General features: G+C 45.5%; 11 protein-coding genes and 1 tRNA gene. 8 read left to right on the top strand and 4 right to left on the bottom strand.

Going from position 1 to position 12,631, the window contains the following annotated elements:
- Nucleotides 1–370 precede the first annotated feature (370 nt).
- Nucleotides 371–988, top strand: coding sequence for a class I SAM-dependent methyltransferase (locus tag H6G17_RS25690; RefSeq protein WP_192161411.1), 618 nt, complete (start codon nucleotides 371–373; stop codon nucleotides 986–988).
- A 253-nt stretch (nucleotides 989–1,241) separates the two neighbouring features.
- Here the strand turns inward: H6G17_RS25690 and pyk are convergent, their stop codons facing one another.
- Nucleotides 1,242–3,008 (bottom strand): pyruvate kinase, encoded by a 1,767-nt coding sequence (pyk, locus tag H6G17_RS25685; RefSeq protein ID WP_192161410.1) that lies wholly within the window; start codon nucleotides 3,006–3,008, stop codon nucleotides 1,242–1,244.
- Nucleotides 3,009–3,241: 233 nt separating this feature from the next.
- Between pyk and crtR the strand changes: the two genes are divergently transcribed.
- Nucleotides 3,242–4,174: a beta-carotene hydroxylase gene (crtR, locus tag H6G17_RS25680; protein ID WP_192161416.1), complete on the top strand. Its 933-nt coding sequence runs from the start codon at nucleotides 3,242–3,244 to the stop codon at nucleotides 4,172–4,174.
- A 7-nt stretch (nucleotides 4,175–4,181) separates the two neighbouring features.
- On the opposite strand, the gene H6G17_RS25675 is transcribed toward crtR, so the two are convergent.
- Nucleotides 4,182–4,826 (bottom strand): MBL fold metallo-hydrolase, encoded by a 645-nt coding sequence (locus H6G17_RS25675; protein WP_192161409.1) that lies wholly within the window; start codon nucleotides 4,824–4,826, stop codon nucleotides 4,182–4,184.
- Between the two features lie 176 nt (nucleotides 4,827–5,002).
- On the opposite strand from H6G17_RS25675, the gene H6G17_RS25670 reads away from it, so the two are divergent.
- Nucleotides 5,003–6,478 carry a site-2 protease family protein gene (locus H6G17_RS25670; protein ID WP_192161408.1) on the top strand — a complete coding sequence of 492 codons (1,476 nt, stop codon included), beginning with the start codon at nucleotides 5,003–5,005 and terminating at the stop codon, nucleotides 6,476–6,478.
- A gap of 78 nt (nucleotides 6,479–6,556) precedes the next feature.
- Complete coding sequence (gene trmFO, locus H6G17_RS25665) at nucleotides 6,557–7,927, top strand: FADH(2)-oxidizing methylenetetrahydrofolate--tRNA-(uracil(54)-C(5))-methyltransferase TrmFO (protein WP_192161407.1); 1,371 nt, start codon at nucleotides 6,557–6,559, stop codon at nucleotides 7,925–7,927.
- Between the two features lie 23 nt (nucleotides 7,928–7,950).
- Here the strand turns inward: trmFO and H6G17_RS25660 are convergent, their stop codons facing one another.
- The gene (locus H6G17_RS25660; protein WP_192161406.1) at nucleotides 7,951–8,472 is read right to left on the bottom strand and encodes a DUF29 domain-containing protein; all 522 of its coding nucleotides are present in this window, start codon (nucleotides 8,470–8,472) and stop codon (nucleotides 7,951–7,953) included.
- Between the two features lie 261 nt (nucleotides 8,473–8,733).
- On the opposite strand from H6G17_RS25660, the gene H6G17_RS25655 reads away from it, so the two are divergent.
- The 3 genes from H6G17_RS25655 (at nucleotide 8,734) to H6G17_RS25645 (ending at nucleotide 9,844) form a co-directional block, all read left to right on the top strand.
- Entirely contained in the window at nucleotides 8,734–9,006 is a 273-nt protein-coding gene (locus H6G17_RS25655; RefSeq protein ID WP_192161405.1) for a hypothetical protein, read from the top strand.
- A 4-nt stretch (nucleotides 9,007–9,010) separates the two neighbouring features.
- Nucleotides 9,011–9,712, top strand: coding sequence for a hypothetical protein (locus H6G17_RS25650; protein WP_192161404.1), 702 nt, complete (start codon nucleotides 9,011–9,013; stop codon nucleotides 9,710–9,712).
- Nucleotides 9,713–9,771: 59 nt separating this feature from the next.
- Nucleotides 9,772–9,844, top strand: a tRNA-Arg gene (locus tag H6G17_RS25645).
- Nucleotides 9,845–9,849: 5 nt separating this feature from the next.
- Here the strand turns inward: H6G17_RS25645 and H6G17_RS25640 are convergent.
- On the bottom strand, nucleotides 9,850–11,043 hold the full coding sequence (locus H6G17_RS25640) for a histidine kinase (protein WP_192161403.1): 1,194 nt from the start codon (nucleotides 11,041–11,043) through the stop codon (nucleotides 9,850–9,852).
- A 147-nt stretch (nucleotides 11,044–11,190) separates the two neighbouring features.
- Between H6G17_RS25640 and H6G17_RS25635 the strand changes: the two genes are divergently transcribed.
- Nucleotides 11,191–12,624, top strand: coding sequence for an efflux RND transporter periplasmic adaptor subunit (locus H6G17_RS25635; protein ID WP_192161402.1), 1,434 nt, complete (start codon nucleotides 11,191–11,193; stop codon nucleotides 12,622–12,624).
- Nucleotides 12,625–12,631 lie beyond the last annotated feature (7 nt).

Below are 12,631 nucleotides of genomic sequence, written 5' to 3'. Positions count from 1 at the left end.
ATCTCTGCTCGATCTTTGACTTTTTGTGGTACATCCGCAGTTCTCAAGTTTAATAGAGTTTTGTCTTGCTCACGAGTCAGAAATACCCTTAAACGAGCGCCCATTTTACTCGCTTCCCTAATACATTTGTTCTGCGTCTTTTCCAGATTTATCTATCTTTACATAGTTTGGTTTTTTCATGACAGCTTACTTAATCCACTTAATGCAACTTTATAGGACTCATATTTAGTTTTTGAAATCTACGTAGGATACGTTATGCCAAAGGCTAACGCATCACTCTCAGTTTTTGGTGCGTTACGCTAATAAATAGTTAGCCCGCTTTGCCTTGTGTGTCTGTATTCTGGCGACAAGACGGTTAGGGAGGTATCTTATGAGCCTTGTAGAGGAAGTTGTAGCACAATTCGCCCGTCCCACAGGATTTTTTGGGAGTATCACTGGCTTCATCATGGCACATAGACCATCAAATCTTGAACGCAATGAGTGGGCAATTTCCCTGCTTAACCTGCAACCTTCCGACCGCGTCTTGGAAATCGGTTTCGGGCCTGGAGTAACGATCCAAAAGATGAGTAAAATTGCGATCTACGGTGTTATTTGGGGTATCGATCATTCTGAAGTGATGTACAGGCAAGCTTCAAAAAGAAATCAACGCGCCATTTCGGCTGGAAGAGTGCGATTGGTTCTCACTTCGGTATCGCAATTGCCCTCCTTCGACGACCCATTTGACAAGATTCTGGCTGTTAATAACTTTCAGTTCTGGGATAACAAGACTGATGTGCTGAGACGGCTAAGAGAGCACTTGCGCACGGGAGGAATCATAGCCCTCGTTCACCAGCCCAGAATCCCTGGCGCTACAGAAGATGATGCGACTGAAGCGGGAGGAAGGTTCGCACGCTATCTGGAAATGGCTGGATTTAAAGACATCAAAGTGGAACGGAAGATGATGAAGCCTGTTTCGACGGTGTACGTGCAAGGAAGAAATGTTCAATAGGGACGACAACAGAAGACAGTGCACGAAAATGCACCGCGTCTCCACAGCATTCTGGGTATAGTTAGGCATGGGCTAAAAACCGCGCTGCACCGGAACGTATCAAGTGATTGGTTGAGTTATAGGGTGTCTGCGTCCGCTGAGCGCGACCGTTAACTTACTGAGTTATCGTGAGAGCAAGACGAAAGATTATGTATAGAATGCGATCGCATCTCCAATCTTAATTTCTCAAATAGAATGCGATCGCCTCTTCTACTTAACCCCCCACAGCCCCAGAATAAATCAAACCCCGCTGCAGATCTAAAGTCAAAATTGCCCCATCCCGAATCACTTCGGTAGCGCGTTTGACTCCTACAATGACAGGAATCCCCAAACGCAAACCCAACACCGCAGCATGACTGGTAAGACTCGCATCTTCAGTGATAATCCCTGCGGCTTTGCGGATTGCATCGACAAAATCAGCAGAAGTGCGGGGCGCAACTAAAATTTCCCCAGGATTAAATTTACTCACATCTATCCCAGCGTGAGCTACCCTAGCGCGACCGCTAACGGAACCCTGACCGATGCCAATCCCTTGACCGAGTAAAGCTGTCACCACTTCTACCTTAATCAAATCTGTCGATCCCGATACTCCCTGAAGCGTCCCAGCCGTCATCACGACCAAATCTCCTTCTGTTAAGAGATTTTTCTCTAGCGCTACATTGAGAGCCGACTGAAACGTTTGTCCCGTTGAAGCTAAATCCAGTACTAGCAGCGGTTTTACTCCCCACACCATTTGTAACTGTCGGGCTATATCGACATGGGGAGTGACGGCAAGAATTGGAGTCTGAGGTCGAAATTTAGACACATTTCGCGCCGTCGAACCTGTCTTCGTCATCGTCATAATTGCAGATGCTTCTAATTGTTCGGCAATCTGTCCTACTGCCTGACTGATCGCATTAGGGATCGATCGCCGCGCATCTTTGATATGAGCTGGAGGCGAGGCTAGAGATTGTTCCTGTTCGATCCGCACGGCAATTTTTGCCATTGTCGCCACGGCTTCCACCGGATATTTCCCCACCGCCGTCTCATTCGACAGCATCACTGCATCCGTACCATCTAAAATCGCATTTGCCACATCCGAGACTTCAGCGCGAGTCGGTCGGGGACTGTGAACCATGCTGTCTAACATTTGGGTCGCCGTGATAATTGGGATACCCAAACGATTTGCCGTCACGATCAACCGCTTTTGCAAGATCGGCACGTCCTCCGCTGGTAGTTCTACCCCCAAGTCTCCTCTAGCCACCATCACACCATCGCACAGAGGTAAAATTGCCTCCATCTGATCGATCGCCTCGTGTTTCTCAATCTTGGCAACTACAGGCACTTGCTTGCCTGCATTAGAAATAATTTCTTTAATTTCTAAGATGTCTTGAGGATTGCGCACAAAAGAAAGGGCTACCCAATCTACACCTTGATCTAGACCGAAGAGTAAATCTTCGCGGTCTTTATCTGTCATTGCTTTGATGGATAGATAGACCCCAGGAAAATTTACCCCTTTATTATTAGAAAGAATGCCCCCCACAGTGACGCAACAGTGTAATTCTCGATTGCTGCGATCGACATCTTCCACGAGCATTTCGACTCGCCCATCATCCAGTAAAATTGACGCTCCTACGGGGACTTCATCGGCTAGCATGTCGTAAGTCACGCAACTGCGCTCTTGAGTCCCGACAATGCGATCGCTAGTTAAAGTAAAGCGATCGCCCCGACCCACTTGAATCGAGCCAGTCTCAAACTTACCCAGGCGAATTTTCGGTCCTTGCAAGTCTTGTAAAATTCCAACCGGACGATCCAATTCAAAAGCGGTTTGCCGGATCAGGCGAATGCTGCGTTGATGGTCGGCGTGAGTGCCGTGGGAAAAATTCAGCCGCAAAGTGGTTGCTCCAGCCTCAATTAATGCTTTGAGGACTTCTGGGCTACTAGTAGCGGGACCAATGGTAGCGACAATTTTAGTGCGACGAACGGAGTCTAGTGACTGCATGAAGGCAACTTTCAAGGGGAACATTAAGAGAGCTGAGGGAGCTGAGGGGCTGAGGGAGCTGAGGGAGAAAGGTCACTTTTGACTTTTGACTTTTGACTTTTGGCTTCTCTGCCCTTTTGCACTGGTAGCAGTAGTCAAAATGACTCATGCTACACAAAACTTTAGTATTCTAGTGAACGTACCATAATAATTTGCAACATAATTTGCAACAACCGATAACAAAAGGAGTCAAGATGATCGCGTCGGAGGCAAAAAAGCCACTGACAGTTCCCAAGGAGTTTTTAGCACCTCCTGAGACAATAAATCCCGATGTGTGGATGTTTCTGGCAGCCATGACCTTATTGGTATTATCCAACTGCGGTTACTGGCTGTGGGAGTGGCAACACTGGTGCTGCTTTACAATTAACGTTCTTGCCATTCATATGTCTGGCACTGTGATTCACGATGCTTGTCACCAAGCTGCCCATCCTAATCGAATTATCAATGCAATTTTAGGGCATGGCAGCGCCATGATGTTAGCTTTCTCGTTTCCCGTATTTACGCGGGTACACCTACAGCACCACGCCCATGTCAACGACCCAGAAAACGATCCAGATCATTTTGTCTCTACTGGTGGTCCCTTGTGGTTAATTAATGCTCGCTTCTTCTATCATGAAGTCTTTTTCTTTCAGCGGCGCTTGTGGCGAAAATACGAACTATTAGAGTGGTTTATTAGCCGTGCAATTGTCGCAGCAATTTTTTACATCTCTATTCAATATCACTTTTTGGGCTATATCCTCAATTTTTGGTTTATCCCAACTGCGATTGTGGGTCTGACTTTAGGATTATTTTTTGATTATCTACCCCATCGCCCATTTAGCGATCGCGGACGTTGGACAAATGCCAGAGTTTATCCCAATCCGGTACTGAATCTATTGATCGGCGGACAGAATTATCACCTCACCCATCACCTATGGCCTTCAATTCCCTGGTATAAATATCAACCCGCATACCATGCCACCAAGCATCTTTTGGATGCCAAAGGTAGTCCTCAAACTCTAGGTATCTGGCAAGGAAAAGACTTTTGGAGCTTTTTATATGATGTCTTTCTAGGGATTCGGTTGCATCGGAAAGAGGAAACGAGTGTAGAGACGTTACATGTAACGTCTCTACACAATGACCAATAACCAACGACTAACTACCACAATTCAATCTCTCATACGCATTGCTAATAACTCGCTGACCCCGCAGAAACCCTGTATTTGCTCCAGGGCAGATGTATTGTAAGGTTTCTGGGGTAAAGCGATCGCAAATGAGTTTGACGCTGCGTAATTGGCGTAACCAGTGGAAGGTTTTTGCCGTTCTCAGCGGTGCTGGTTCGCCTTGGAGATTGGGAAGAATATGACGACCAGAGAATAAAATACCCCCATGCTGCGGGTAGTAAAGGCAAGCAGAACCAGGCGAATGTCCGGGAGTCCAGATAATCTCAATGCCATTTTCCAGGTTAAATTCTCGCTCAAAAGTCGTAACTTTTAATCCCGGCAACAAATAGGCTTCTTGTTCCTGAATGATAATCTCGCAGTTGTACGTTGCTTGCAGGTGTCGCGTTTGACCGATCGCACCTCTGTGCGTCATAAATAACCAGCGGACTCCACCCAAAGAATTGAGATATTCCCGATTCACTTCGTCCCAACCTGGAGAGTCTATCAGAATATTGCCTTGATTTTCTACAATAAGATAAGCAGTTCCTCCTAACGTCTCTCTATTGGGTGGAAACGCAAATACGTTATGCCAAATTGCTTGTGGTAGTTTGGGAGAACGGGTAGGTTGGTTTTGCAAAGTTTGGGAATGATGAGTGAGGGGTAAAAGTTAAATTGAGAGTCTAATGGTGAACTTATGGTGGCGATAAAAGTTATGGCACTGGCACGGCAAACAGGAGGTGAAAGATAAGTTTTCTTAACTGACTTGTCTACATCGCCCAGACGCGATACCCATTCAGTACAACTGCAACAGACATGGAATTTTGGTTTCTCCTCCTCCTCGGACTATTTACTTATATCATCGTGCGGCGCAGTGTCGCTGGCATGACGCGGACACCCGTTTGGCTTTTATGGCTGGTACTGATGACACCAGCCTTAATTTGGAGCATATGGATGGCAGTCTACGGTCCAGATCAACCGCTGCCTATTGCCCTGGCGATCGGTCCGTTTGTCATTTGCCCAGTTTTGTACTGGCTGCTGATTCAGTGGGGACGGAGAGGGATGTCACCCGCGCCACCAACTGCTAACCCAGCAGCAGTCAATTCTAACCCAGAACCAACACCAGAACCGACACCAGTTCGCCCAATCGAGCCAGCAGAAGAAGCTCAATTGCGAGACTGCTTTCCTTGGTCAGCTTTCTACATTCACAACATTGAATATCGACCCCAAGCCGTGATCTGTCGCGGACAACTCCGCACTTCTCCGACAGATGCTTACGAGAAAATTCGCCGAAATATTGAAAATCAATTTGGCGATCGCTTTTTAGTTCTGTTGCAAGAAGGACTCAACAGCAAACCCTTCTTTGCCCTAGTTCCCAATCCCCAAGCGCGAAAAGATAGACCAGCGGAGCGATCGCAGCTCTCTAGACCTTTTTTAGCCGTAGGCTTAGTTGCAGCCACCTTATTTACAACTGCCGTCGTTGGCGTGCAATTAGCTAGTAACAATAACGCCACACCATCAGCAACTATTACCCAATTACATGAAGGATTGCCCTATGCCTTAGCTTTACTGGCGATTTTAGGCATTCACGAAATGGGTCACTATTTAACAGCTAGATTTCATAAAATTCTCGTTACACTACCTTATTTCATTCCCATTCCCTTTTTTCCTGGTACGTTTGGGGCATTTATTCAAATGCGCAGCCCCGTACCCAACCGTAAAGCCTTGTTTGATGTTAGTATTGCTGGTCCCGTAGCTGGATTTGTGGCAACACTACCGCTGCTGATCTGGGGTTTAGCAAACTCTCAAGTCGTGCCAATCCCAGAGAAAGCAGGAACTCTAGACCCCGATGCCCTCAACCCAGGATATTCGATTTTACTAGCAGTCCTGAGTAAATTAGCATTAGGCGCTCAACTAACCGCAGATAAAGCGATCGACCTACACCCAGTGGCGATCGCGGGATTTCTAGGACTTGTCGTTACGGCACTCAACCTAATGCCTGTAGGACAACTCGATGGTGGTCACATCGTCCATGCTATGTTTGGACAGCGTACTGGAGCCGCGATCGGTCAAATTGCGCGGTTTTTAGTTTTAGGATTAGCTTTAGTTCAACCTGGTTTTTGGTTGTGGGCGATAATTCTCTTTTTCATGCCCATTGCTGACGAACCAGCCCTCAACGACGTAACCGAACTCGACAACAAACGCGATATTATCGGTTTACTAGTCCTAGCATTACTCGTTTTAATTATCCTGCCAGCACCCAGATTTATTACTAATTTATTACAAATTTAGAGGGGTAAGGGATAGGACAAGGGGGACAAGGGAGAAGTTAAAATTTACCTCTTGGCAACTACCAATGACCAACGACCAATGACCAATGACAACATAATTCAAGTTATCGGTGGTGGATTAGCTGGGACAGAAGCGGCTTGGCAAATTGCCCAGGCGGGAATACCAGTGATTTTGCACGAAATGCGTCCTTTGCGATCGAGTCCCGCCCACCATACAGAACATTTAGCAGAATTAGTCTGTAGCAATTCTTTTGGGGCGCAAACAAGCGATCGCGCAGCGGGTTTGTTGCATGAAGAACTGCGTCAATTGGGTTCCGTGGTAATTGGCAAAGCTGATAGTCACGCCGTCCCTGCTGGGGGTGCTTTAGCTGTAGATAGAGGACAATTTAGCCAAGATTTGACTGAAACTCTATCTCGTCATCCCCTGATTCAACTGCGGCGGGGCGAACTTCACGCCATTCCAGAGGGTGTTGTCGTGTTGGCAACTGGTCCTTTAACTAGCCCCGATTTAGCCGCCGACTTGCATCGCTTCACGGGAATGGAGTACCTCAGCTTTTTCGATGCCGCAAGTCCGATTATTGTAGGCGAATCGATTAACCGTGATATTGCTTTTCTCGCTTCTCGCTACGACAGAGGCGATGCAGCCTATCTCAACTGTCCGATGAATAAAGAGCAATACTTGCAGTTTTGGCAAGCGTTATGCACGGCAGAACAAGCAGAATTAAAGGATTTTGAGCGCGAAAATGCCAAATTCTTTGAAGCTTGTTTACCAATTGAAGAACTTGCCCGACGCGGGGAGGATACCATGCGCTACGGTCCCCTCAAACCTGTAGGATTATTTGATGCCCGCAAGGGAGACTTCCGCGCCCCAGAAAATCAGTCGGAACGCCCTTATGCGGTAGTACAACTGCGTCAAGAAGATAAGGCGGGGCAGTTGTGGAATATGGTTGGATTTCAGACAAATTTACGCTGGGGCGAACAAAAGCGGATATTTCAAATGATTCCAGGTTTGGAAAATGCTGAGTTCGTGCGTTTGGGAGTGATGCATCGCAATACGTTTATTAATGCCCCACAATTATTGCAACCGACATTGCAGTTTAAAAAGTGTCCGACTCTTTTAGGTGCGGGACAATTAATTGGTACGGAAGGTTATACAGCAGCGGCGGCTGGCGGCTGGCTGGCGGGAACGAATGCGGCGAGAATCGCTTTGGGTAAAGATTCGTTAGTTTTACCACCCACAACAATGATGGGAGCATTATTTGAATTTATTAGTTCTGCTGCCCCGAAACACTTTCAACCGATGCCACCTAATTTTGGCATTTTGCCTGAGTTAGGCGAGAAGATTAAGAATAAACAGCTCAGATATGGTAAGTACCGCGATCGCTCTTTGGCGGATCTTGCCAGTTGGAAGGCTGGGCTATCTTTGGGCTTAACGACTATAGGAGTATAAAAATTTCGCTCTTTGTGACACTATCATTCTGGGGACTGCTCCTCTTCCTGCTGTTCATCGTCTTCGCCTGCTACCGTTTCCTCAATCGCTGTTGGGAAGAAATCAGAGTCTAGCACTTGCTCCAAGGAATAAAGACATTCTAAAGGAAAAATTTGCTCTGGCAATTCCGTCTCATCAGCCGCTACTTCCCTTGCTTCTAAGTAGCACTCATAGAAAACGGTTTCTGTATGCACTTTCAACACCGGATATTTGCGTTGTAGTTTAGCGACTTGTCGTCGCGCATCTTTGATTGAGATCGTCCAGCTATTCGTCCTTTTACTTGGCTGATACTGCCATTTCAACAAATGCATTAGCAGCCTGATTATTTGACTTTCTAGAGCATCTCTTTCACGTCTCCCCAAATCTCGCACCTCTTCCACCAAGTTAACTAAATCCAACTCATCCCAGCGCTTTTGCTCTAGTAACAAAGCTTGCTCGTCTGCCCACGCTACAAAGTCTCGTTCGTATAAACTTAAATTTGCGATCGCCCCAGTTTTGGCTTGCATGATAGTGTCTTCTCTTCCAATCCCTTAATTTACATCGTTACAGCTTTGTGAAAAAAGCGATCGCCTCTTGCCCCCAAAACTTCTCGGTTAGAATATATAACCCTTGGAGATCCCCCTTAACAAGGGGTCAATTAGACCGTTTTTAGCCCCCCTTGTTAAGCGGGGTTGGGGAGATCTTACACAAGCTTGCGGAAATTGCGCTGCTAATGTTGATGATTACCACTAGTCAGGATTGCATCGTATTTTAGGAAGAAAATAACTATGTTTCAACCTGCAAGTAAGAGAGCAAAGTTGCATTTCGTTTCTCACTTCCTCAGACGCGCACGTTTCTCTATTTTCATTGCAGGCATTTTCACTACCATAGCTAGTACTTCTCCAGCCGCAGCTCAAGTAGCAGTTCGCATTGTTAGCAATTCACAACTGGCAGTCAATGATATCGAGAATATCAACGGTCAAGTTTGGCTGGCAACAGAACAAGGTGTGTATCGCATCGAAGGCAACACTGCTAATCCCTCTTCTGTCAGAGTGGGGTGAAACCTTGATTTTTCGTTGGCTGAAACAACGCAAATACGTCAAATTTTCCAAAAGTGACAGAAGAGGAATAACAACTATTATTAGCCAATTAAATGCAGAAACTCATAAAATTTATCAAATTCCCCAAAACTTAGAATTTGCCATTGAAATAATTAAGCAAAATCAGCCTTTACCGCAAACTGAAAGAGAACTTTACGAAGCAACACTCAAACCAATTTTAGATTTATGGTGTCAAAATGGGCGGACAGATTACCCAGACATATTATTTGAACGAGCATATAAAATGTTCAAGTCACGCAATACATTTTTTGATCGCCAAGACGAACCCGTACCAGAGGAGTTACAAGATAACCTAAAAACAAAGAAATTTCTGATTCAGCGCGGCGAACATTACTATTTTCGTCATGACTTAATTCGATCCTACCTAGCAGCAAAATATTTTGTCTCTCGCTGGCAAAACCTACTCAATGACAGCGAAATTACTGTAGATGCTAACTGGCATTCTCTGCTAGAGTTTACAATTCTCGATCTGGAAACAACACAGCCTGCTGAGGTAAAGGATTTGCTGTTTACCGTTCTCCAGAAAAACAAAAAGGTAGCAGGAGAAGTATTCAATTGGCTGCAACAGTCTCATCCTCAACTTTGTACGAGTTGGACTGATGATTTTACTCGCAGCTTCGGCGCAGCTACTTTGGCACAGGTTTAGATTTTAAATATGGCGATCGCTTCCCAATTAACTTGCTGTGCTATAATATCCGAGTGCAAGGGCATATAGCTCAGTGGATAGAGCATCAGATTCCGGTTCTGAGGGTCGGGGGTTCAAATCCCTCTATGCTCGCTTTTTCATGTATGTAAAGGAATGTCAGCCAAAAGCGTGCAGCCTGAGTTGGGGGCAGTGTGAATATTGAATTCACCTCCTAAGCCTTGGGCGCGATCGCGCATACTTTGCAACCCAAAACCAGTGGTATTTTGATTTAATTGAAATCCTTTACCATTATCCGCAATTGTTAATTTTAAATGGTTTTCCGTAACCTGTAATTGAATTTTCACTTCAGTCGCTAACGCATATCTACTAATATTTGTCAATGCTTCTTGAGCAATGCGGTAAATAGCTGTAGAAACTTCTGTCGTGATGGGATCGGCAAGTTGAATTTGACATGAAGGAATAATCCCAGTGGAGCGCCCGAAATCCTCAGCCAAAGATGCGATCGCTTGCTCTAAAGAACGCCCTAGCAGCGGATCGCGCAGCGCTGAAACCGACTGGCGCACATCTTGCAAAGCTTGAGAACCTAAATTTTTTGCTTGTGCTAGGAACGTATAAGCTCTGGTAGAATCGCTCAGCCAAAGTTTCAGTGCCGTTTCTAATTGAAGATTGAGTGCTGTTAAAGAGTGTCCGAGAGAATCGTGAATTTCTCGTGCAATGCGACTACGCTCTTGTAAAGTTGCTTGGTCTTCAATTCTCAAAGCATATTTTCGCAGTTGTTCGTTCGCGATCGCCAGTTTTTCTCGACTTTGACGCTCAGCCAAAACTGCATTCATTAATAACAACACAAAAACTAAAACTAACCCAAATAATAATGCTAGGAGGAGCGGAAAAAAACGTAACCGTTCTTGAGCCGATGGTGGTGCGGGAATGCGATGAAAACGGCGCTGTAGCGTCAATAGGAAAAGAGTAAAAGATAAACCCGTAATTAATAATCTTCCTGGTAGCGCAAAAATCAGACAACTTCGAGTGACTAGAAGTAAGTAAAGGAAAGGAAACAGACGGATTGCTCGACTACCAGTTAGAGAAGTGAATAAAATTAGTACAATTTCAAATGCAGTATAAATAACTTTGTAAATTAACTTACCCGTGGGTAATCTCAACCCCATCAATCCAAAGCCAGTAATGCTTAACAGCGTTAGCAAAGGAAACCTTGGAAACCGCAAACTGGGATTAGGTAATAATTCAGTCCAAATTGCGATCGCCAATAATGCCCACTCTAGATAGAGCAGAAATGGAAACGGGTGATTTTGAGGTTGAATGGGACGAGTCACAAGGTTTAAAAGTCAAAGGTCAAAAGTCAAAAGTCAAAATTGGGACAAGGGAGATAAGAGAGACAAGGGAGAATTCGGAATTAGTATAGATTCCCTGATAACTGATAACCATTACTAAAGTCATAGGGCGATCGTGACTTTTTCTACATGAGGTTGAGCGAACTCGTTTATAAGATAGTGGCACAGAATTGCTATGACGGGTGTATTACCGAGCGTGAAGCTAGAATGAAAACTGACTTGCCTCATTCAGAGGCGTTCTCATCGCGCGTGAAAAACTTCAAGAAAGTAGGAATTACTAAGTGGGTGCTGGGGGTATTCTTGCTTGGCTTTGTAGCCGCAGGTAGCTACATTGTTTATCGTCAAATTGTCATTGTTCCTCGTCAAGCTGCCCAGCGACAAGCACTCTCCGTTCCAGTAGAACGATTAAATTTAACTGTAACTGTTGCAGCTAACGGCACAATTAAACCAGAGCGATCGATTAATGTCAGCCCTAAAAGTTCTGGACGGCTAAAACGCTTGTTGGTAAAAGAAGGAGATTGGGTAAAGCAAGGGCAAATTATTGCCTACATGGATGATTCAAACCTACAGGGACAATTAACCGAAGCTAAGGGAAGATTAGCAGAAACTCAAGCAAATTTACAAAAATTGGTGGCAGGAAATCGCGTTGAAGATATTGCTCAAGCGCAAGCAGAGTTACAAAATACTCAAGCCACTTTAGAAGAAGCAACCTCAAATCTGCGCCAAAACGAGCAGTTATTCGCCTCTGGAGCAATTTCTAGTCGAGATTTAGTTACATCCCGCGCTGCTTACAATAGTGCCAAAGCATCTGTGGATAGAGCGCAGCAAGCTTTAACTCTACAGCAAAACGGTTCGCGTCCTGAAGATATCGCTCAAGCCCGCGCTCAAGTTAAACAAGCACAAGGGGCATTGCAGAATATTCAAACTCAATTGAATGATACGGCGATCGCAGCTCCTTTTAGTGGCGTAGTAGCGCAAAAATATGCCGATCCTGGTGCTTTTGTCACTCCCACCACCGCAGGTAGTTCCGTATCTGGTGCAACTTCCAACTCGATCTTGGCACTGGCAGCAAATAATCAGGTTGTCGCGAATGTTGCTGAAAGTAATATTGCTCGAATTCGGATCGGACAAGACATCAGTTTTCGAGCTGATGCATATCCAGGTAAAACTTTCAAGGGGCGAGTAGTTCAAATTGCCGTTCAATCTACCGTAGAGCAGAACGTAACGAGTTTTCAAGTTAAAGCTGCAATTTTCACCGCTCCTCAGCTATTGCGATCGGGTATGAACGTTGATGTTGATTTTAAAGCAGGCGAATTGAAAAATGCGATCGCCGTCCCCACAGTTGCGATCGCTCGTCAACCTAACGGTACGGGTGTATTTGTCGCTAGCGAGAATAACAATCCCGTCTTCACCCCCATCCAAACCGGAGTGACTGTAAATGACAAAACCCAAGTATTATCAGGACTCACGGGAACCGAAAAAGTCTTCATCACCTTTCCACCAGGAACTCGTCCCCAAACCAGAACGCCAGGAATCCCAGGTATGGGAGGTTCGCGACGGTGAACAGTTA

It is taken from the genome of Chroococcidiopsis sp. [FACHB-1243] (assembly GCF_014696895.1).
Lineage (GTDB): Bacteria > Cyanobacteriota > Cyanobacteriia > Cyanobacteriales > Chroococcidiopsidaceae > Chroococcidiopsis.
This window is presented reverse-complemented; position numbering and strand designations above follow the sequence as displayed.